The organism is Variovorax sp. GW821-FHT09B01 (genome assembly GCF_059418345.1).
The window spans coordinates 104,052-123,895 of sequence record NZ_JBWKPQ010000003.1 but is presented as its reverse complement, the minus strand read 5'-3'; the positions used below and the strand labels follow the sequence as shown (position 1 = coordinate 123,895).

The 19,844-nt window shown below is 70.1% G+C and carries 18 protein-coding genes; 11 read left to right on the top strand and 7 right to left on the bottom strand.

Annotated features, from left to right (window positions below):
- Positions 1-3 precede the first annotated feature (3 nt).
- The 10 genes from AC07RV_RS12005 (at position 4) to AC07RV_RS11960 (ending at position 11,934) form a co-directional block, all read left to right on the top strand.
- The gene (locus tag AC07RV_RS12005; RefSeq protein ID WP_296781684.1) at positions 4-897 is read left to right on the top strand and encodes an ABC transporter permease; all 894 of its coding nucleotides are present in this window, start codon (positions 4-6) and stop codon (positions 895-897) included.
- 13 nt (positions 898-910) lie between these two features.
- On the top strand, positions 911-1,969 hold the full coding sequence (locus AC07RV_RS12000) for an ABC transporter ATP-binding protein (protein ID WP_296781631.1): 1,059 nt from the start codon (positions 911-913) through the stop codon (positions 1,967-1,969).
- A complete protein-coding gene (locus AC07RV_RS11995) occupies positions 1,966-2,973 on the top strand; it encodes an ABC transporter ATP-binding protein (protein WP_296781630.1) in 1,008 nt (335 codons plus the stop codon). Before AC07RV_RS12000 ends, AC07RV_RS11995 begins: the two co-directional genes overlap by 4 nt.
- 34 nt (positions 2,974-3,007) lie before the next feature.
- Positions 3,008-4,462: an N-acyl-D-amino-acid deacylase family protein gene (locus AC07RV_RS11990; RefSeq protein WP_296781629.1), complete on the top strand. Its 1,455-nt coding sequence runs from the start codon at positions 3,008-3,010 to the stop codon at positions 4,460-4,462.
- Positions 4,463-4,684: 222 nt separating this feature from the next.
- A complete protein-coding gene (locus tag AC07RV_RS11985) occupies positions 4,685-5,224 on the top strand; it encodes a MarR family winged helix-turn-helix transcriptional regulator (protein WP_296781628.1) in 540 nt (179 codons plus the stop codon).
- Between the two features lie 6 nt (positions 5,225-5,230).
- Entirely contained in the window at positions 5,231-6,826 is a 1,596-nt protein-coding gene (locus tag AC07RV_RS11980; RefSeq protein WP_296781627.1) for an ABC transporter substrate-binding protein, read from the top strand.
- Positions 6,827-6,938: 112 nt separating this feature from the next.
- A complete protein-coding gene (locus AC07RV_RS11975; protein ID WP_093349056.1) occupies positions 6,939-7,880 on the top strand; it encodes an ABC transporter permease in 942 nt (313 codons plus the stop codon).
- A 32-nt stretch (positions 7,881-7,912) separates the two neighbouring features.
- Positions 7,913-8,860: an ABC transporter permease gene (locus tag AC07RV_RS11970; RefSeq protein WP_093349054.1), complete on the top strand. Its 948-nt coding sequence runs from the start codon at positions 7,913-7,915 to the stop codon at positions 8,858-8,860.
- Positions 8,857-10,491, top strand: coding sequence for a dipeptide ABC transporter ATP-binding protein (locus AC07RV_RS11965; protein ID WP_296781626.1), 1,635 nt, complete (start codon positions 8,857-8,859; stop codon positions 10,489-10,491). Before AC07RV_RS11970 ends, AC07RV_RS11965 begins: the two co-directional genes overlap by 4 nt.
- A gap of 57 nt (positions 10,492-10,548) precedes the next feature.
- Positions 10,549-11,934, top strand: a complete 1,386-nt coding sequence (locus AC07RV_RS11960; RefSeq protein ID WP_296781625.1) for an amidase — start codon at positions 10,549-10,551, stop codon at positions 11,932-11,934.
- Positions 11,935-11,946: 12 nt separating this feature from the next.
- Here the strand turns inward: AC07RV_RS11960 and AC07RV_RS11955 are convergent, their stop codons facing one another.
- The 5 genes from AC07RV_RS11955 to AC07RV_RS11935 all read right to left on the bottom strand — a co-directional run bounded on the left by AC07RV_RS11955 (position 11,947) and on the right by AC07RV_RS11935 (position 16,096).
- On the bottom strand, positions 11,947-12,180 hold the full coding sequence (locus AC07RV_RS11955; RefSeq protein ID WP_296781624.1) for a hypothetical protein: 234 nt from the start codon (positions 12,178-12,180) through the stop codon (positions 11,947-11,949).
- A gap of 118 nt (positions 12,181-12,298) precedes the next feature.
- A complete protein-coding gene (locus AC07RV_RS11950; protein WP_296781623.1) occupies positions 12,299-13,270 on the bottom strand; it encodes a ZIP family metal transporter in 972 nt (323 codons plus the stop codon).
- A 124-nt stretch (positions 13,271-13,394) separates the two neighbouring features.
- Positions 13,395-14,306: a dienelactone hydrolase family protein gene (locus tag AC07RV_RS11945; protein ID WP_296781622.1), complete on the bottom strand. Its 912-nt coding sequence runs from the start codon at positions 14,304-14,306 to the stop codon at positions 13,395-13,397.
- A 132-nt stretch (positions 14,307-14,438) separates the two neighbouring features.
- Positions 14,439-15,182, bottom strand: coding sequence for an aspartate/glutamate racemase family protein (locus AC07RV_RS11940; protein WP_296781621.1), 744 nt, complete (start codon positions 15,180-15,182; stop codon positions 14,439-14,441).
- A 26-nt stretch (positions 15,183-15,208) separates the two neighbouring features.
- A complete protein-coding gene (locus AC07RV_RS11935; RefSeq protein WP_296781620.1) occupies positions 15,209-16,096 on the bottom strand; it encodes a transporter substrate-binding domain-containing protein in 888 nt (295 codons plus the stop codon).
- Between the two features lie 259 nt (positions 16,097-16,355).
- On the opposite strand from AC07RV_RS11935, the gene AC07RV_RS11930 reads away from it, so the two are divergent.
- A complete protein-coding gene (locus tag AC07RV_RS11930) occupies positions 16,356-17,567 on the top strand; it encodes a D-amino acid dehydrogenase (RefSeq protein WP_296781619.1) in 1,212 nt (403 codons plus the stop codon).
- A gap of 3 nt (positions 17,568-17,570) precedes the next feature.
- Here the strand turns inward: AC07RV_RS11930 and AC07RV_RS11925 are convergent, their stop codons facing one another.
- The gene (locus AC07RV_RS11925) at positions 17,571-18,476 is read right to left on the bottom strand and encodes a LysR family transcriptional regulator (RefSeq protein WP_296781618.1); all 906 of its coding nucleotides are present in this window, start codon (positions 18,474-18,476) and stop codon (positions 17,571-17,573) included.
- Positions 18,477-18,483: 7 nt separating this feature from the next.
- Positions 18,484-19,782, bottom strand: coding sequence for a M20/M25/M40 family metallo-hydrolase (locus tag AC07RV_RS11920; RefSeq protein ID WP_296781617.1), 1,299 nt, complete (start codon positions 19,780-19,782; stop codon positions 18,484-18,486).
- Between the last annotated feature and the right edge of the window lie 62 nt (positions 19,783-19,844).

Genomic DNA, 19,844 nt, shown 5'->3' with positions numbered 1-19,844 from the left:
CCCATGAGCGACAGCGACACGCCCCCAACTTCGGCCAGCACCGAGGCCGACATCGCGCCCTTCGTCCCGCCGCGCTTCCGCTGGCTGCGCAAGCACCCCACGCTGATCGTCGGCCTGCTGCTGCTGCTCGCGGTGGCGGCGCTGTCGATCGCCGCGCCCTGGATCGCCACCCACGACCCGCAGGACATCGACCCGCTGGCGCGCATGCAGCCGCCCTCGGCCGAGCACTGGTTCGGCACCGACGCACTGGGCCGCGACGTGTTCAGCCGCGCCGTGTGGGGCGGCCAGGTGTCGATGATCGTCGGCGCCTCGGTCGCCGTGCTGGCCACCGTCTTCGGCATCGTGCTGGGGCTGCTGGCGGGCTTCGTGCGCCGCATCGACGGCTTCGTGATGCGCGTGATGGACGGGCTGATGGCGATCCCCGGCATCCTGCTGGCGATCGCGCTGATGGCGGTCACGCGCGCCAGCCTCACGACCGTGATCGTGGCCATCACCGTTCCCGAGATACCGCGCGTGGTGCGGCTGGTGCGCTCGCTGGCGCTCACCTTGCGCGAGCAGCTGTTCGTGGAGGCCGCGCATGCGGTGGGCACGCGGCTGCCGACGATCCTGTGGCGCCACGTGCTGCCCAACATGGTGGCGCCGCTGATCGTGCAGTCGACCTTCGTCGCGGCGGCCGCGGTGCTGACCGAGGCGGCGCTGTCCTTCCTCGGCGTGGGCGTGCCCGCGCAGACGCCGAGCTGGGGCAACATGATGGCCGAGGGGCGCAACTTCGTCGCCGTGGCCTTCCACATCATCCTGTACCCGGGCCTCTTGCTCGCGGCCACGGTGCTCGCGATCAACCTCGTGGGCGACGGGCTGCGCGATGCGCTCGATCCGCGCCTGGCGCGCCAACTCTGAGGGACGACGCCCCATGACCACTCCCCTGTCCCGCGTCGCGCTCGCGACCGGCGAGCCGCTGCTCGAGGTCGACGAGCTGCGCACCCACTTCCACACGCTGGCCGGCGTGGTGCGCTCGGTCGACGGCGTGTCCTACACCGTGCGCGCCGGCCGCACGCTCGGCGTGGTCGGCGAATCGGGCTGCGGCAAGAGCGTGACTGCGCTGTCGATCCTGCGGCTGGTGCCCACGCCGCCGGGCCACCACGCGGGCGCGGTGCGGCTGCGCGGCACCGACCTGATGCGGCTGAGCGAGCGCGAGATGCGCCAGATCCGCGGCAACCGCATCTCGATGATCTTCCAGGAGCCGATGACCTCGCTGAACCCGGTGCTGACCGTGGGCCGGCAGATCGCCGAGACGGTGCAGCTGCACCAGAAGGCCAGCCGCGCCGAGGCGCTGCAGCGCGCGGTCGAGATGCTGCGGCTGGTGCAGATCCCCGAGCCAGAGCGGCGCGTGAACGAGTACCCGCACCAGCTCTCGGGCGGCATGCGCCAGCGCGTGATGATCGCGCTGGCCCTGGCCTGCAACCCCGAGGTGCTGATCGCCGACGAGCCCACGACGGCGCTCGACGTGACGATCCAGGCGCAGATCCTCGACCTCATCAAGCGGCTGCAGAAGGAGCTGGGCATGGGCGTGGTGATGATCACGCACGACCTCGGCGTGGTGGCCGAGAGCTGCGACCGCGTGGTCGTGATGTACGCGGGCAAGAAGGTCGAAGAGGCCGAGGTGGTCGAGTTGTTCGACCGGCCGCTGCATCCCTACACGCGCGCGCTGATGGCCTCGATGCCCGCGATGAATACCGCGAGCACGCGGCTCATCGAGATCCCGGGGCTGGTGCCGGCCGCGCACGAGCTGGGCCGCGGCTGCGCCTTCGCGGCGCGCTGCGCCTCGGCGCGCGAACGCTGCCGGCACGAGACGCCGCGGCTCACGCGCCAGGGCGATGCGAACGACGCCGACGGCGGCCACGTGGTGGCCTGCTTCGCGGTGCAGGAAGGCTGGGCCACGGCTTCGGTCGAACAGGAGGTGGCGGCATGAGCACGACAACAACGACGACAACGACGACGACAACCAATGCCGCGCCGCTGCTGCGCGTGCACGAGCTGCGCAAGCACTATGTTTCGCCCAAGCGCTGGCTGCGGCCGGCGCGGCCGCCGATCCAGGCGGTCGATGACGTCTCGTTCTCGGTGGCGCGCGGCGAGACGCTCGCGCTGGTCGGCGAATCGGGCTGCGGCAAGACGACCACCGCGAAGTCGGTGCTGCGGCTGGTGGAGCCGAGCGCGGGCTCGGTGCAGCTCGACGGCGAGGAGCTGGTGGGACTGTCGCCCTCGCAGATGCGCCAGCGCCGGCGCGACCTGCAGATCATCTTCCAGGACCCCTACGCCTCGCTCAACCCGCGCCTGACCGCGGGCGAGATCGTGGCCGAGCCGCTGCGCAACTTCGGCGGCGCCGACGCGGCCGCGCGCGAGGAGCGCGTGCGCTGGCTGTTCTCGCGCGTGGGCCTGCGGCCCGAGGCGGCGAAGAAGTACCCGCACGAATTCTCGGGCGGGCAGCGCCAGCGGCTGGGCATCGCGCGCGCCCTGGCCCTGCAGCCCAAGCTGATCGTCTGCGACGAGCCGGTGTCGGCGCTCGACGTGTCGGTGCAGGCGCAGGTGGTGAACCTGCTGATGGACCTGCAGGCCGAGTTCGGCATCGCCTACCTGTTCGTCGCGCACGACCTCGCGGTGGTGCGCCACATCAGCCACCGCGTGGCCGTGATGTACCTGGGCCACATCGTCGAGATCGCGGACCGCGACACGCTGTTCTCGGCGCCGCGCCATCCGTACACCGAGATCCTGCTGTCGGCGGTGCCCGTGCCCAATCCGCGCACGCCCGCCAAGCGCATGCTGCTGCAGGGCGATCCGCCGAGCCCCGCGAACCCGCCCTCGGGCTGCCGCTTCCACACCCGCTGCCCGATGGCGCAGGCCGTGTGCAAGGAGCAGCAGCCCGTGCTCACGCCGCGCAAGGCCGACGGCCACCTGGTCGCCTGCCATTTCCGCTGAACCCGAACACCCCCACACGAAGAAGGAAGACGCGATGTCGAACCCCACCCACCACGACCTGCTGATCCGCGGCGGCACCGTGATCGACGGCACCAAGGCGCCGCGCTTCGAGGCCGACGTGGCCATCTCGGGCGGGCGCATCGCCGCCATCGGCAAGCTCGAGGGCCATACGGCCGACCAGGTGCTCGACGCCACGGGCCGCATCGTGGCGCCGGGCTTCATCGACTCGCACACGCACGACGACCAGGCGGTGCTGTCGCAGGCGCAGATGCCGTTCAAGGTGTCCCAAGGCGTAACCACGGTGATCGCGGGCAACTGCGGCATCAGCGCCGCGCCGCTGCGCGAGGACATGGACCTGCCGATGCCGCTGAGCCTGCTCGACTCGCCGGTCGAGGGCCGCTTCACCACCTTCGCCGCCTACCTCGACGCGCTGCGCGCCACGCCCTCCTCGGTCAACGTGGCGGCGATGGTGGGCCATTCGACGCTGCGCGCCGTGACCATGGCCGACCTCGACCGCCCCGCCACCGCGAGCGAGATCGCGGCCATGCAGGCGCTGGTCGAGGAAGCGATGCAGGCCGGTGCCATCGGCCTGTCGACCGGCACCTTCTACCCGCCCGCGGTGAAGGCCACGACCGAGGAGATCATCGAGGTGGGTCGCCCGCTCACGTCGCGCAAGGCGCTCTACGTGACCCACATGCGCGACGAGGCCGACCGCGTGATGGAATCGCTCGAGGAGACCTTCGCCATCGGCCGCGCGCTCGACATCCCGGTGGTGGTGTCGCACCACAAGGTGCAGAACGTGCAGAACCACGGCAAGACCAAGGTCACGCTGCCCTTCATCCAGGAGGCGATGAAGCACCAGTGCATCGGCCTCGACTGCTATCCCTACACGGCCGGCTCGACCATGATCCGCACCGACCGCGGCATGATGGACGGCCGCGTGCTGATCGCATCGAGCGTGCCGCATCCCGAATGCGCGGGCCGCGACCTCAAGGACATCGCGGCCGACTGGGGCGTGTCGGGCGAGGAGGCCGCCAGGCGGCTGCAGCCCGGCAGCGCGATCTATTTCATGATGGACGAGGACGACGTGCAGCGCATCCTCGCCTTCGACGAAACCATGATCGGCTCCGACGGCATTCCACTCGGCGAGAAGCCGCATCCGCGGCTGTGGGGCACCTTCCCGCGCGTGCTGGGCCACTACAGCCGCGACGTCGGCCTGTTCCCGCTCGAGACCGCGGTGTGGAAGATGACCGGCCTCACGGCGCGCAACTTCGGCCTGCACGAGCGCGGCACGCTCAAGCCCGGCCACCACGCGGACGTGGTGGTGTTCGATGCGAAGACCGTGCGCGACACCGCGAACTACCAGGAGCCGACGCAGGCGGCCGAAGGCATCGAGGCGGTGATCGTGAATGGCGCGCTGACCTGGCGCGATGGCGCGCACAGCGGGGCGCGAAATGGGCAGGTGATCGTGCGGCGCGACGCGGCCTGATCCGATACGCCTGCGGGTGCACCGGGCGCTGCGCCGGTGCGTCCGGCGCACCGGATCGGTGATGCCCGGGCGCGGGCGCGACGGTCCGCCGCCTCCCTTTTCCACGGATTTCCCTCGGAAGTCCCCGTCCTAGGGGATTTCCCTCGCCATCTGGCCCGGAGCTTGCGTAGGTCGCCTAGATAGTTGAACATTTCAACTATTGAAGATTTCTCCTACAAGCTCATGCACGCCCCGCTGCAACTCAAGACCGACTACCTCAACGTCCTGATGGACATCGCCTCGGAGCGCACGCGCGACCGCGGCTCACGGGTCTACGAGATCGAGCTCGGGATCTCGATCCGCGACGTGCGCCTGCTGCGCATGATCGGCGGCGCGCCCGGCATCACCATCGGCCAGCTGGTGCAGACCTGCGGCATCGAGAAAACGCTGGTCTCCAAGCTGGTGAGCTCGCTGGTGCAGCGCCAACTGGTGGAGCGCCACGTCGGCACCGAGGACGCGCGCCAGATCTGCCTGTGCCTGAGCGAGACCGGCCTCGACATGGTGCTGCGTGCCGAGCCCCTCGGCCACGAGATGGAGTTGCGCTTCCTCGACACGCTGAGCGCCGCGGAGGTCGACAGCCTGCACCGCATCCTGCGCAAGCTCATCGACTCCGAGGAGCGCACGCGCGACATCTTCGAATTCCTGCTGCAGCAACTGCGCGAGAGCAAGGAATCGTTGCCCGCCCCCGTTCCTCCGTCCTCCGCTCCCTCCCGAAAGAAGTAAGGCTCCATGGCACTCCATCTCTCGCCGCGCCACGCCGCGGCAGCCGCCCTGTCGGCACTGGCCCTGACCTTCGGCGCCGGCGCCGGCGCCGAGACGGTGCTTCGCACCGTGCCCTCGTCCGACCTCAAGATCCTCGACCCGATCTGGACCACGGCGAACATCACGCGCAACCACGGCCTGATGATCTACGACACCCTGTTCGCGATGGACGAGAAGGGTGCGATCAAGCCGCAGATGGTCGACAAGTACAGCGCGAGCGCCGACAACAAGGTCTGGACCTTCACGCTGCGCCCGGGCCTGAAGTTCCACGATGGCGCGCCGGTCACCTCGCAGGACGTGATCGCCTCGCTCGCGCGCTGGGCCAAGCGCGACACGCTGGGCCAGAAGATGTACGAGGCCATGGACAGCATCGCGGCCGAGGGCCCGAACGGCTTTCGCATGAGCTTCAAGCAGCCCTTCGGCGTGGTGCTCGACGCGCTCGGCAAGCCCAATCCGCTGGTGCCCTTCATCATGCCCAAGCGCGTGGCCGAGACGCCGGCCGACCGGCAGATCGAGGAGATGATCGGCTCGGGCCCCTTCACGCTCGCCAAGGAGGACTTCCGCCCCGGCGACCGCATCGTCTACCGCAAGAACACGGCCTACGTGCCGCGCAAGGAACCGGCCTCGGGCCTGGCCGGCGGCAAGGTGGTGCACGTGGACCGCGTCGAATGGGTGCTGCTGCGCGATCCGCAGACGCAGGCCAACGCGCTGCTCAACGGCGAGGTCGACATGCTCGAGACCGTGCCCAGCTCGGGCTATGCCGGCATGCGCACCAACGAGAAGATCGAGCTGGTCGACGTGATGCCCGCGGGCCCCTACACGGTGGTCTACAACCACAAGGTGCCGCCCTTCGACAACCCGAAGGCGCTGCGCGCCGCGATGCTCGCCATCAACCAGGAGGCACTGCTGCGCGCCCAGGCCACCTTCCGCGACTTCTACAAGCCCTGCATCTCGATCTACCTCTGCGGCTCGACCTATGCGAGCGACAAGACCGGCTTCTACACCGGCAAGCCGCAGTTCGAGGAAGCGCGCAAGCTGCTCAAGGAATCGGGCTACGACGGCAAGCCCGTGGTCATCCTGCTGCCGGGCGACTCGCCCGCGCTGAACAAGCTGCCGGCGGTGTATGGCCAGCTGCTCAAGCAGGTCGGCTTCAACGTCGACGTGCAGACCACCGACTGGGCCACGCTGGTGACCCGGCGCACCAAGAAGGACCTGCCCGAGAACGGCGGCTGGAACGCCTTCATCACCTTCTGGGGCGGCGTGGATGCAAGCAGCCCGATCGGCTACAGCCCGCTGACCGGCAACGGCGACCAGGGCTACTTCGGCTGGCCCACGGTGCCCGAGCTCGAGACGCTGAAGTCGAAGTTCATCGCCACCACCGACCTCGCGCAGCGCAAGGAGATCGCGACGCGGATCCAGCAGCTGGTGCTCGACAACGGCGTGCTCGCGCCGCTGGGCGAAGTCAGGGCGCCCACGGCCGTGCGCCGCGGCGTGATCACCGGCCTGCTGCCCTCGCCGGGGGTGCTGTACTGGAACGTGCAGAAGAAGCAGCCGCCGCAGTAAGCGCCGCCTCCCCGTCCCTTCGTCGCTCCTGACCGGCTGCGCCCCCGCGGCAGCCGGGCGGGCCCTGTCACGCCAGCGCCGGGTGCCCGGCGCTCATTCACCGGAGCTCTCCATGCTCAACTTCCTGCTGCGCCGCGGACTGGCCACTGCGCCCGTGCTCCTGATCGTGGCCGTCATCGTCTTCCTGCTGCTGCGCATGACGCCCGGCGACCCGGCCGCCGCCATCGCGGGCGACGCGGCCAGCGCGCAGGACATCGCGCGCATCCGCATGCAGCTCGGGCTCGACGAATCGATCCTGGTCCAGTTCGCCCGCTGGCTCGGCCAGGTGCTGCGCGGCGACCTCGGCCATTCCTTCTTCTACCGCATGAGCGTGACCGACCTGATCGGCCAGCGGCTCGAACCCACGCTGTCGATCGCGGCCGTGACGGTGGTGCTCACCGTGCTGATCGCGCTGCCGCTCGGCGTGCTGGCCGCATCGCGGCGCGGCGGCCGGCTCGACCGCTTCATCATGGGCGCATCGGTGCTCGGCTTCTCGGTGCCGGTGTTCGTGGCCGGCTACGCGATGATCTGGCTGTTCTCGATGCAGCTCGGCTGGCTGCCCTCGCAGGGCTACAGCCGCATCGCCGATGGCGTCGGCCCCTGGCTGCGCAACCTGGTGCTGCCCTGCATCACGCTGGCCGTGATGTATGCGGCGCTGATCGCGCGGGTCACGCGTGCCTCGGTGTCGGAAGCGCTGACCGAGGACTATGTGCGCACCGCGCGCGCCAAGGGCATTGCCGAATGGCGCATGCTGCTGCGCCACGCACTCGCCAACGCGGCGGTGCCGATCGCCACCGTCATCGGCCTGAGCGTGGCCGGCCTGATCGGCGGCGTGGTTGTCACCGAGACCATCTACGCGATTCCCGGCCTGGGCCAGCTCACGGTCGACGCCGTGCTCTCGCGCGACTACCCGCTGATCCAGGGCATCACCCTGTTCTTCTCGCTGGTCTACGTGGTGGTGAACCTGCTGGTGGACCTGAGCTACCTGCTGCTCGATCCGCGCATCCGCTACTGACGACCTCCCGCCCTCTCATCGAAAGCCTCGCCATGACTTCGATCTCCCTGCCCGACGACGCCATCGGGCCCGACACCGCCGCGCCCCCACCGCGCCCGCGCTCCGCATCGCGCCGCCTGCTCGCCAACGGCGCGGTGCGCATCGGCGGCGCGCTGCTGCTCGCGATGCTGCTGCTGGCCGTGGCCGCGCCCTGGCTGCACACCATCGATCCCAATGCGATGGACCCCGCGAGCTCGCACCTGCCGCCGGGCGCGCGCGCCGAGTTCGTGACGCTCGCGGGCGACAGCTTCGTGCGCTTCTTCCCGCTGGGCACCGACAGCATGGGCCGCGACCTCTGGAGCCGCACGGCCTACGGCGCGCGGATCTCGCTGTCGGTGGGCGTGGCGGTGGCGCTGGGCTCGGTCGCGCTCGGCCTGGTGGTCGGCATGGTCGCGGGCTACTTCCGCCGGCTCGACGGTTTCATCATGCGCGTGATGGACGGGATGATGGCCATCCCCGGCATCCTGTTCGCGATCGTGCTGGTGGCCGTGTGGCGGCCCAGCCTGCTGACCGTGATCCTGGCCATCGTGGTGCCCGAGACGCCGCGCGTGGCACGGCTGGTGCGCTCGGTGGTGCTGTCGGTGCGCGAGGAGCCCTATGTCGAGGCCGCGGTCGCGCTCGACACGCCGACCTGGAAGCTGATGCTGCGCCACATCCTGCCGAACACGGTGGCACCGCTGATCGTGCAGGGCACCTTCATCTGCGCGGCCGCGATGCTGGTGGAGGCCGTGATGTCCTTCCTCGGCATCGGCCTGCCTTCGGACGTGCCGACCTGGGGCAACATCATGTCCGAGGGCCGCACGCACTTCACCTCGCATCCCTCGACCGTGCTGCTGCCGGGCGCCTTCCTCGCGCTCACGGTGCTGGCCGTGAACATGCTCGGCGACGGCCTGCGCGACGCGCTCGATCCCAAGTTCAACCAGCGCGGAGGCCGGGCATGACATCCAGCGTCGCTCCCTCTTCCGTCGCGCCCTGCCTCTCGGTGCGCGACCTCGCCATCGACCTGCCGGCCGGTGCCGACCGCGCGCATGCGGTGCACGGCATCTCCTTCGACGTGATGCCGGGCCAGGTCGTGTGCCTGCTCGGCGAATCGGGTTCCGGCAAGTCGGTGATCGCGCAGGCCGCGATGGGCCTGCTGCCGGCCTCGCTGCGGCCCTCGGCCGGCTGCATCGAGGTGCAGGGCGAGAACGTGCTGGCGGCCGACGCGAAGCGGCTGCGCGCACTGCGCGGCGCGCGCATGGCGATGGTGTTCCAGGAGCCGATGACCGCGCTCAACCCGGTGATGCGCTGCGGCGCGCAGGTCGACGAGATCCTGGCCGAGCACACGGCACTGAAGGCCGCCGAGCGGCGTCGGCGTGTGCTCGAGATCTTCGAGCGCGTGCGGCTGCCCGAGCCGCAGCGCATCTATGACGCCTATCCGCACCAGCTCTCGGGCGGGCAGCGCCAGCGCATCGTGATCGCCATCGCGCTGATCCTGCGCCCGGCGCTGCTGATCTGCGACGAACCCACTACCGCGCTCGACGTGACCACGCAGGCCGAGATCCTCGCGCTGATTCGCGAGATGCAGCAGGAGAACGGCACCGCGGTGCTGTTCATCACGCACGACTTCGGCGTGGTGGCGGACATCGCCGACCGCGTGGTGGTGCTGCAGCTCGGCCGGCAGGTCGAGAGCGGGCCGAAGGACGAGGTGCTGCGGCGCCCGAAGGAGGCCTACACGCGCATGCTGCTCGCGGCGGTGCCGCAGCTCGCGCCGGTGCAGCGCCCGCCGGTCGACCGGCAGGCGCCGCTGCTCGATGCGCGCGGCGTCGGCAAGGTCTACCGCAGCGGCTCGTGGCCCGGCAAGCGCCGCGCGGTGCATGCGGCGGCCGACGTGTCGCTGCGGCTGCATGCGGGCGAGACCGTGGGCATCGTGGGCGAATCGGGCTCGGGCAAGTCGACCGTGGCGCGCTGCATCGCGCGCCTGATCGAACCCACCGACGGCGACATCCGCGTGCCCGGCATCGCGCAGCACGGCGGCCGTGCGGAGCGCTCGGCCTTCCGCCGCCTGGTGCAGGTGGTGTTCCAGGATCCGAACCGCTCGCTCAATCCGCGCCGCACCGTGGGCCAGTCGATCGTCGAGGGGCCGGTGAATTTCGGCGTGCCGCACGACCAGGCCTGGCAGCGCGCCGAGGCGCTGATGGCGCTGGTGCGGCTCAGGCCCGAGGTACTGCATCGGTACCCGAGCGAGTTCTCGGGCGGCCAGCGCCAGCGCCTGTGCATCGCGCGCGCGCTGGCCTGCGAGCCGCGCGTGCTGATCGCCGACGAGGCCGTGTCGGCGCTCGACGTGTCGGTGCAGGACCAGATCCTCAAGCTGCTGGCCGAGATCCAGCAGCGGCTGTCGATCGGCATCCTGTTCATCACCCACGACCTGCGCGTGGCCAGCCAGATCTGCGACCGCCTGATCGTGATGCACAAGGGCCGCATCGTCGAACAGGGCACGGCGCGGGAGGTGCTGCTGTCGCCGCAGGAAGCCTACACGCGCACGCTGCTGGCCGCCGCGCCGGGCCAGGGCTACGCCTTCGGGCGCGGCTGAGCGCCGTCACGCATGACCACCCCGCCCCATTCATCCATCCACAAGGAGACCGAAGACATGACCACACCGCTGCACGAGATGAGCGCCCTCCAGTTGCTCGAACACTACCGCGACCGCGTGCTGTCGCCCGTCGAAGTGACGCAGGCCGTGCTCGCGCGCATCGAGCGCTGGGAGCCGAGCATCCGCGCCACCTACGCGCTCGACGCCGAGGCCGCGCTCGCGGCGGCCCGCGCTTCCGAGGCGCGCTGGGCCCAGGGCCGGCCGCAGGGCGCGCTCGACGGCGTGCCGATCACGCTGAAGGAGAACATCGGCACGCGCGGCACGCCCAAGCCGGTGGGCAGCGCCGCGACCGTGCTCGCGCCCGAGCCCTCGGACGCCCCCGCGGCCGCGCGCGTGCGCGAAGCGGGCGCGGTCATCGTCACCAAGACCACGATGCCCGACTTCGGCTTCCTGGGCGCGGCGCCCTCGAGCTTCCATGCGCTCACGCGCAATCCGTGGAACCTGGCGCACAACACGGGCGGCTCGAGCTCGGGCGCCGGTGCCGCGGCGGCGGCCGGCTACGGCCCGCTGCACCTGGGCACCGACATCGGCGGCTCGGTGCGCATCCCCGCGAGCTTCTGCGGCGTGTTCGGCCTCAAGCCCAGCCATGGCCGCATTCCCGTCGACCCGCCCGCGGCCGCGCGCGTGATCGGCCCGATGACGCGCACCGTGGCCGATGCCGCGCTGCTGATGCAGGTGGTGTCGCAGCCCGACGCGCGCGACTACATGAGCCTGCCGCCGAACGACATCGCGTGGCACCAGCTCGAGCGCAGCGTGAAGGGCCTGCGCATCGGCCTGTGGACCGAGACCATGGGCGGCTGGCCGATCGATGCGGAAGTGAAGGCGGCGGTGCTGGCGGCCGCGCGCCTGTTCGAGCAGGCCGGCGCCATCGTCGAGCCGCTGGCCGACTGGACCACGCCCGAGTTGCGCCTGGGCATGGCGCATTTCTTCACCATGCGCTGCCGCGTCGACCTGGCCGCGATGGCACCCGAGCGCGCGAAGCTGGCGGCCGACTACATCCACCATGCCGCCGAGTTCGCGGCCTCGCTGACGCCCGAGGACGTGTTCCTGTCCTTCACGCGCATGCAGGCGCTGCACGCGGCCACCGTGGCGGCCACGCAGCCTTTCGATTTCGTGCTGTCGCCGGTGTCGCCAGGGCTGCCGTTCGCGGCCGAGGCCATCAACAGCGGCTCGCAGAACCTGCTCAAGGATTCGCACTTCACGTCGGTGTTCAACCAGTCGGAACAACCGGCCGCATCGATCAACTGCGGCCATTCGAAGAGCGGCCTGCCGATCGGCCTGCAGATCGCGGGGCGGCGCTTCGACGATCTGGGGGTGCTGCAGATGGCGCGGTTCTACGAGTCGGTGCGCCCGCAGCAGGCGGCCTGGCCGGAGCCGGCCTGACCGGGGCCCGGTTCAGTCGGGCGCGTTCATCACTCGGTCGAACTCCTCGTCGGCCGGCACGTTGTCGGCATCGAGCTCGCTGGCATCGGTGAGGTCGATGCCGGTTTCCTCGGACAGGGAATCGGCGGCCTCCGCGTCGATGGCATCGAAGTCGTCCTCGGGCAGGCCGTCGGCATCGAGGTCCTCGTCGACTTCCTCGGGGATCGGCGCGGGGCGCGCGCTGGTGACGGCGGCTCGGGTGGTCATGGTCTTTTCCTCACGGATGGCTGGGCGAAGCAGGCCCCTATGTTGCGCCGATTTCGCGTCATCCGGAAGACGGTGCGGGTGACGGGACGTATCGCCGCAACCGCACCTGTGCAAACGATCAGTTCTTGTTCGCCCCGGGCTTGGCCTCGCCTTCGTGCGCATGGTCGTGGTCATGCCCTTCCTCATGCGCATGCGCGGCGTGGTTGTGCCCGTGGTCGTGGCCATGCTCGCCGCTGTGCGCAAGCCGGCTCACGCCGGTGACCAGCACGATGCCCGCGATCAGCCAGGCGATCTGCCCGAGGGTCTGGCGCATCGGCAGGCGCTTTTGCAGTTGCGGGATCAGGTCGGCCAGCGCGACGTAGACGAAGCTGCTGCCGGCCAGCACGAGGAAGTAAGGCAGCCAGCCATGCAGCTGGTCGACCAGCCACCAGCCGGCGATGCCGCCGAGCATGGTCATGGTGCCGGCCAGCGACACCTTCACGAGCGCGGCGCGCTGGTTGGCCGAGCTCTGGCGCAGCACCACGAGGTCGCCGATGTGGTGCGGCACCTCGTGCGCGAGCACGGCGAGGGCGGCGACCAGGCCCAGGCGCAGGTCGGCGATGAAGGCCGAAGCAATGAGGATGCCGTCGCCGAAGCAGTGCACGCTGTCGCCGGTGAGCACGGCCCAGCCGCCGGCGCGCGGGCCGTGGTCGTGGCCGTGGTGCGCATGGCCATGGCCGTGCGCGTGATCGTGGTGGCCGTGGTTGTCGTAGATGGGGCCGAGCTGCGCCGGCTGCTCGGGCGTGTCGCCGCCGTGATGGTGCTCGTGCCCGTGGTGCCACAGCTCGGCCTTGTCGAGCAGGAAGAAGAACACCACGCCGAACAGCAGCACCGCGAACAGCAGCGCGGGCTCGATGCGGCTTTCGAAGGCCTCGGGCAACAGGTGCATGAAGGCGGTGGCGAGCAGCGCGCCCGCCGCCAGGCTCAGCAGGTGCTGCGGATTCACGCCGCCCGAGCCGCTGCGCACGCCCACGCGCAGCAGCAGCGCCGCGAGCCACACGCTGCCGATGCCGGCGACCAGGGTCGCCAAGATGATCACTATCAAGTTCATAGCTGCTTACGCAATAAGGACGCCCGATGCGCCCAGTTCCATTCATTAAAAGCAAAAAGGCCGCCCCTTGCGGGGACGGCCTTCGGCGGAAGCTGGCTCTGGGGTCGTCCTGGGCGCTGATCGCTCAGGCGACGCCGTTGGCTTTGAACCAGGCGGTGGCTCGCTGCCATCCGTCGTCGGCCGCGCTCTTGACGTAGCTGGGACGGTAGTCGGCATGGAACGCATGGCCTGCTTCGGGATACACGACGAAGCTCGATGCCTTGGCAGCCGGAGAGCCATTTGCCAGGGCCGATTTCATCTTATCAACGGTGTCAAGGGGGATGCCCTGGTCTTTTCCGCCGTACAGGCCGAGCACCGGCGCCTGCAGGTTGGCGGCGATGTCGACCGGGTGCTTCGGGTTCAGGTCGCTGGCCTGGCCGACCAGCCGGCCGTACCAGGCGACGCCGGCCTTGACCTTGCCGGTGGCGGCGTAGAGCCAGGTGATGCGGCCGCCCCAGCAGAAGCCGGTGATGCCGGCCTTGGAGGTGTCGCCGCCGTTGGCCGCGGCGTACTGCAGCGCGCCGTCGAGGTCGGCCAGCACCTGCGCGTCGGGCACCTTGCTCACGATGTCGGCCTGCAGCTTGGGAATGTCGGTGTAGCCGCGCGGATCGCCCTGGCGCGCATAGAGCTCGGGCGCGATGGCGAGGTAGCCGAGCTTGGCGAAGCGGCGGCAGGTGTCGGCGATGTATTCGTGCACGCCGAAGATCTCCTGCACCACCAGGATCACCGGCAGGCCGGTCTTGTTGGCCGGCGCGGCGGCGTAGGCCGGCACCTCGAAGCCGTTGACCGTGTACTTGATCGGGCCGGCCTTGAGGCCGTCGGCCGGGGTGCTGATGGCAGTCTGCGCCATCACCGGCATCACGGCGGCGGCATAGCCCACGCCGATGGCGGCCTTGAGCGCGGTGCGCCGCGTCGCGCCCTGTTCGGTGCTGTCGCCGGGGCGCAGCGAATCGAAGTCGGATTGCAGGTCGGAACGGCGGTCGTCGAGTTGGGGCATGAGGAGGGCTCCAGGTGAGGGATCGTCGGACAAGGGGCAGATGCGGAAAAACGCACGCCGCAATGTAGGCGATAACGGCCCGTCCTCCCTGTTCGCGGGGTTGATGACCCCGCGCGGACGCCCTTTTGCCGCTCAGCGCGGTTCGTAGGCCCGGCGCGCCAGCGCCGCCGCCAGCACCTGCGCCGGATCGACCAGCCGCAGCCCCGCCACCGCGCTCGAGCCCGCGAGCCCCAGCGGCACCTCGGTGCAGCCCATGATGATCGTGACCGGCCCGTGGCGCTCGGCCAGCCGCAGCGCGACCTCGGAGAAGCAGCGCTCGGCCAGCGCCATGTCGCCGGCCTTCACGCCCTCGAAGATGCCGCGCGCGATGGTGCGGCGCTCGACCTCGCTCGGCACGTGGCAGCCCAGGCCGGCCTCGGCCAGCGCCTGCTCGTAGAGGCCGATGCGATAGGTGCCCTCGGTGGCCATCAGCGCCACCTCGCCCGCGCCCTGCGCCGCCAGGTGCTGCGCGGTCTCGCGCGCCATGTGCAGCAGCTCGACCTGCGGGAAGCGTTCCTGCAGCCGCGCATGCCAGGCATGGGCGGTGTTGCAGGCGATCGCCACCGTGCGGCTGCCGAGCGCCGCCAGCCGGCCCAGCGCCTGCAGCATCGGCTCGAGCGGCTGGTGCGCGCCGTTCTCGGCGCTCGACAGCAGCGCGCCGGTGCGGTCGGGCACCGGCACCTGCGCGAGCCAGTGCTCGGGAAAGGACTGGTCGCGCACCGGCTCGCCGCGCGCGCGCATCTGCTGCGCGCAGGCCTGCACGAACAGCCGCACGAAGTCGGCGCCCGCGGCCGGGCCCATGCCGCCCAGGATGCCTACGACCTGCGTGGAGACCATGTCCTCGTTTCCGCTCGAAGTCCGGCTCAGGTCGCCGGCTTGTCGCTGAATTCCTTGAGGTTGTCCTTGAGCTGCGGGCTCATCGGCAGGTTCAGCGGCAGGTTCTTCGGCGGGATCGGCGACATGAACCACTTGGTGTAGAGCTTCTCGAACTCGCCGCTCTTCATCATGCCGATGAAGGTGTCGTCGACCAGCTTCTTGAAGGCCGGATCGTCCTTGGGCAGCATGCAGGCATAGGGCTCGACCTGCAGCGACTCGCCCACCACCTCGTAGTCGGCCGGGCTCTTCGAGTTGGCGATCAGGCCGAACAGCAGGATGTCGTCCATCGCGAAGGCGACGGCACGGTCGCTCTCCACCAGCAGGAAGGCGTCGGCGTGGTCCTTGCCGAGCACGATGTTCATGTCGAGGTTCTTCTCGGTGTTGTACTTGCGCATGACCAGCGCGTTGGTGGTGCCGGTGGTGCTGGCCACGGTCTTCTTCGCGAGGTCGGCGTAGTCCTTGATCTTCGAGGACTTCTTCACCAGCAGGCGCGTGCCCGTGTAGAAGTGGTTGACCGCGAAGGACACGTCCTTGCCGCGCGCGGTGTTGTTGGTGGTGGAGCCGCACTCGAGGTCGATGGTGCCGTTGGTGATCAGCGGGATGCGGTTCTGCGAGGTCACGGCCATCAGCTGCACCTGCAGGTTCGGCTTGTTGAGCTTCTTCTTCACCGCCTCGACCACCGCGTTCGACATCTCGACCGCGAAGCCGATCGGCTTGTTGGGGCCGTCGAGGTAGCTGAACGGCACCGACGACTCGCGGTAGGCCAGCGTGATCTTGCCGGACTCGGCGATCTTGGCCAGCGTGTCGGCGGCCTGGGCGCCGGTGGCAGCGAGCAGGACCGTGGCGGCGGCGGCCATCAATGCGGAGAGTTTCATGCGAGCCTTCTTCGAGGGAGGTTGAACAGGAGGACCAGTGTAAGAAAGAGTGACTCAGGACGGCAATTCCAATAGCGGGCTGGGCCATACCCAAAGGTTATGGGCAGGGAAAACCCGGGCGCCCCCCGATTTCGAAGCGCCGCGGCGGGGCATGCCCTTTGGCTATGGGCCACGCCTCTTTTTGCATTTCCGCGCCGGCGGCGGCACGCCTACAGTCGAGGCTCACCCCTTCTCTCTTCGTTCCCGAAAGTTGCCTCTCATGCATGTGTGCGTGCTCGGCGCCGGCATCGTGGGCCTGGCCACCGCCTGGCAACTCGAACGCCAGGGCCACCAGGTCAGCGTCGTCGATCGCGCGGCGCCCGGCGCGGGCGCGAGCGGCGGCAATGGCGCGCAGCTCAGCTACTCGTACGTGCAGCCGCTGGCCGATCCCGCGATCTGGCGGCAGCTGCCGAAGCTGCTGCTCTCGCCCAACTCGCCGCTCAAGCTGCGCCCGCAGCTCGATCCACTGCAATGGCGCTGGGGCCTGGCCTTCCTCGCGGCCTGCAATGCGCGCACCTCGCGCGACACCACCGAAAAACTGCTGGCGCTCGCGGCCGAGAGCCGCGCCGGCTTCGAGGCCATGCAGGCCGATGCCGCGCCCGACTGCGACTTCTCGGCCACCGGCAAGCTGGTGCTGTATGCGAGCGAGGCCGCGCTGGCCGGCGCGCGCGCCCAGCTCGAGCTGCAGCGCACCATGGGCAGCGAACAGCGCATCGTGCGCCCCGACGAATGCGTGGCGATCGAGCCCGCGCTCGCCGACTACGCGCGCGGCATCGCGGGCGCGGTCTACACGCCCAGCGAATGCGCGGCCGACTGCCTCAAGGTCTGCGCCGAGCTGATGCGGGTGCTGCGCGCGCGCGGCGTGCGCTTCGAACTCGGCACCGAGGCGCGCGGCTTCGCGCAGGCCGGAGGTCGCATCGCCGCGGTACGTACGGCCGCGGGCGACATCGAGGCCGATGCCTTCGTGATGGCACTCGGCACCGCTTCGCACAAGCTCGGTCGCGCGCTCGGCGCCTACCTGCCGGTCTATCCGCTCAAGGGCTACAGCATCACGCTCGACGTCGATCCGGCGCCCGGTGCGGCGCCCACAGTGAACGTGACCGACAGCGCGCGCAAGGTGGTGTTCGCGCGCATCGGCTCGCGCCTGCGCGTGGCAGGCATGGCCGAGCTCGTGGGGCACGACGCGAGCATTCCCGCGACCCGCATCCAGACCCTGGCCGAGGCCACGCGCGCCGTGTTCCCGCACGCGAGCCGGCTGGCCGAGCTGCATCCCTGGACCGGCATGCGCCCGGCCACGCCCACGGGCCTGCCGATCGTCGGTCGGCTCGAGGGCGCGCCTTCGAACATGCTGTTCAACACCGGCCACGGTGCGCTGGGCTTCACGCTGGCCTTCGGGTCGGCGCGGCGCGTCGCGGCCGCGCTGGCTGCCTGAGAGCTAAACCCCCGCCTCCACGATCGCCTGCTGCATGCAGCGCGTGATGCCGCGCACCGCGACCGAATCGGGCCGGCCCGTGAAGCGCAGCGCGCGGATCGGCACCGGGATGTGCGGCTCGAGCGTGAGCACGTCGACCTTGGAGGTGTCGGCCGAGCGCGCGGTGCAGCCGTCGACCAGCGCCACGCCCAGGCCGTGGTGCGCCATCGCCAGCGCCGCGTGGTAGGTCTGCACCGTGACCACCGCCTGGTGGAAGCCCACGCCGGCCTGGCGGCAGGCCTGGCTCAGGCTGGTGCCCACCGGGTCGCGGCTGTCGAGGCCGATCACCGGCCGCTCGGCCAGGTCGTGCAGCGCCACCGAGCCGTTGCGCACCAGCAGGCGCGGCAGCATGCCCTTGGGCGCGATGCAGACCATGCGGCTGTCGGCCACCGTTTCCTGCGTGAGCGAGGGATGCACGGCCGGGCTGAACGCGAAGCCGACGTCGGCCTCCTGCAGCAGCAGCGCCGACATGATCTGCGGCGAATGCAGCGACTCCACGCTGATCGCGTAGCCCGGGTGCTTCTCGCGGAAGGCCTTGAGCGCGCGCGGCAGGATCTCGTAGCTCAGCGCCAGCACGCTGAGGATGCGCAGCTCGCCGGTGTCGGCGCCCGCGCGCAGGTTGGCCGCGAGCCGCTGCACCTCGTCGAGTTGCGCGAACAGCCGCTCGATGTGCGGGTACAGCGTGAGCGCCTCGGTAGTGGGCGCGAGCCGCCCCTTGGCGCGCTGGAACAGCGGGAAGCCCAGCTGCAGCTCGGCATGCTGCAGCGTGCGGCTGACGGCCGGCTGCGTGATGTTGATGAGCCGCGCCGCCGCGCTCACGCTGCCCGTGAGCATGATGGCGTTGAAGACCTCGATGTGGCGCAGCCGCATGGCAGCGTCAGCGCACGTTGGTCTTGCCGCGCGCGATGTCCATCACCATGCGCGTGGCCAGGTACAGCCGCGGCTCGATGGAATCGATCAGCACGTACTCGGCATCGGCCGAGTGCGCGCCGAAGCCCTGCAGGCCGAAGCGCTCGATCACCGGCGCCTTGGTCTTGAGCGAGGCGAAGGCCGCGTCGGTGCCGCCGCCGGCGGCCTTGTCGTCGGCGCCCAGCGGGCGGCCCAGTTCGTCCTTGTAGATTGCCTGCGCATGCTGGGCGAGCGCGCGCGAGGCATCGGTGGCCTCGAGCGGCGGACGGCGGCGCTCGAACTTGAGCTCGACCTTGGCCTCCGGGATCAGTTGCTTCTTCACGCGCTCGTTGACCTGCTGCTCGATGCGGTCGTAGTCGGCGACCTTGAGCACGCGCACGTCGGCGCCCGCGGTGGCCGAGGCCGGGATCACGTTGCGGTTGCTGCCCGACTTCGAGATGGTCCAGTTCATCTTGAGGCCGGTGGCCGGATCGGACAGGTCGCGCATCTGCAGGATCTGGTGCGACAGCTCGTAGAGCGCGTTCACGCCGAGTTCGGGCGCCGAACCGGCGTGCGAGGCCTTCCCGCTCACGTTGAGCGTGACCGAGGCGATGCCGGCGGTGGCCAGCGAGAGCTTGTCGTCCTTGACCGAGGCGCCCTCGAAGGACAGCACCGCGTCGTGCTCGCCGCCCAGGCGCGTGAGCAGCGCGCGCGAGCCGGGCGAGCTGATCTCCTCGTCGCCGTTGATCAGCACCGTGAGCGTGCCGTACTCCTTGAACTTGAGCGCCTGCAGCATCGCCACCGCATGGAGGATGACGGCCACGCCCTGCTTGTCGTCGGCGATGCCCAGGCCGTAGGCCTTGTCGCCCTCGACGCGGAACGGCTGCCTGTTGAGCATGCCGATGGTGTAGACCGTGTCCATGTGGGCGATCAGCATGATCTTCTTCGTGCCCGTGCCCTTGAAGGTGGCGCGCACCACGCGGCCGATCTTCTCGGGCGTGTCCTCCATGCGGTAGGCCTCGGCGCTCGGGTCGATCAGCTCGACCTCGCCGCCGAGCGCCTTGAGCTTCGACGCGATCAGGTCGGAGATCTTTTCCAGGCCCTCGAGGTCGCGGCTGCCGGACTCGATGGCCACCAGTTGCGAGAGCGAATCGAGCAGCGGCTGCTTCTGCGCGGCGGCCAGTTCGGCGATGCGCGCGTCGGGCGCTGCGGCGGCCGTGGCGGCGGCACCGGCCAACAGCATCGGCAGCAGTGCGCGCGCGAAGAAGCGGGAGGGGTGGAAGTGCATGTTCTGGTCTCCTGACGATGATGGCGTTCGAATGGCGGATTCAAGCACGGGCGCCGTCGCGA

Bases quoted from the DNA above. Each gene is read 5' to 3' on its own strand.
- AC07RV_RS11945 (WP_296781622.1), bottom strand. From the start codon at position 14,306: ATGCCCCAACTCGACGACCGCCGTTCCGACCTGCAATCCGACTTCGAT.
- AC07RV_RS11940 (WP_296781621.1), bottom strand. From the start codon at position 15,182: ATGGTCTCCACGCAGGTCGTAGGCATCCTGGGCGGCATGGGCCCGGCC.
- AC07RV_RS11935 (WP_296781620.1), bottom strand. From the start codon at position 16,096: ATGAAACTCTCCGCATTGATGGCCGCCGCCGCCACGGTCCTGCTCGCT.
- AC07RV_RS11965 (WP_296781626.1), top strand. From the start codon at position 8,857: ATGACATCCAGCGTCGCTCCCTCTTCCGTCGCGCCCTGCCTCTCGGTG.
- AC07RV_RS11955 (WP_296781624.1), bottom strand. From the start codon at position 12,180: ATGACCACCCGAGCCGCCGTCACCAGCGCGCGCCCCGCGCCGATCCCC.
- AC07RV_RS11950 (WP_296781623.1), bottom strand. From the start codon at position 13,270: ATGAACTTGATAGTGATCATCTTGGCGACCCTGGTCGCCGGCATCGGC.
- AC07RV_RS11925 (WP_296781618.1), bottom strand. From the start codon at position 18,476: ATGCGGCTGCGCCACATCGAGGTCTTCAACGCCATCATGCTCACGGGC.
- AC07RV_RS11960 (WP_296781625.1), top strand. From the start codon at position 10,549: ATGACCACACCGCTGCACGAGATGAGCGCCCTCCAGTTGCTCGAACAC.
- AC07RV_RS11970 (WP_093349054.1), top strand. From the start codon at position 7,913: ATGACTTCGATCTCCCTGCCCGACGACGCCATCGGGCCCGACACCGCC.
- AC07RV_RS11980 (WP_296781627.1), top strand. From the start codon at position 5,231: ATGGCACTCCATCTCTCGCCGCGCCACGCCGCGGCAGCCGCCCTGTCG.
- AC07RV_RS11990 (WP_296781629.1), top strand. From the start codon at position 3,008: ATGTCGAACCCCACCCACCACGACCTGCTGATCCGCGGCGGCACCGTG.
- AC07RV_RS11920 (WP_296781617.1), bottom strand. From the start codon at position 19,782: ATGCACTTCCACCCCTCCCGCTTCTTCGCGCGCGCACTGCTGCCGATG.
- AC07RV_RS11975 (WP_093349056.1), top strand. From the start codon at position 6,939: ATGCTCAACTTCCTGCTGCGCCGCGGACTGGCCACTGCGCCCGTGCTC.
- AC07RV_RS12005 (WP_296781684.1), top strand. From the start codon at position 4: ATGAGCGACAGCGACACGCCCCCAACTTCGGCCAGCACCGAGGCCGAC.
- AC07RV_RS11985 (WP_296781628.1), top strand. From the start codon at position 4,685: ATGCACGCCCCGCTGCAACTCAAGACCGACTACCTCAACGTCCTGATG.
- AC07RV_RS11930 (WP_296781619.1), top strand. From the start codon at position 16,356: ATGCATGTGTGCGTGCTCGGCGCCGGCATCGTGGGCCTGGCCACCGCC.
- AC07RV_RS11995 (WP_296781630.1), top strand. From the start codon at position 1,966: ATGAGCACGACAACAACGACGACAACGACGACGACAACCAATGCCGCG.
- AC07RV_RS12000 (WP_296781631.1), top strand. From the start codon at position 911: ATGACCACTCCCCTGTCCCGCGTCGCGCTCGCGACCGGCGAGCCGCTG.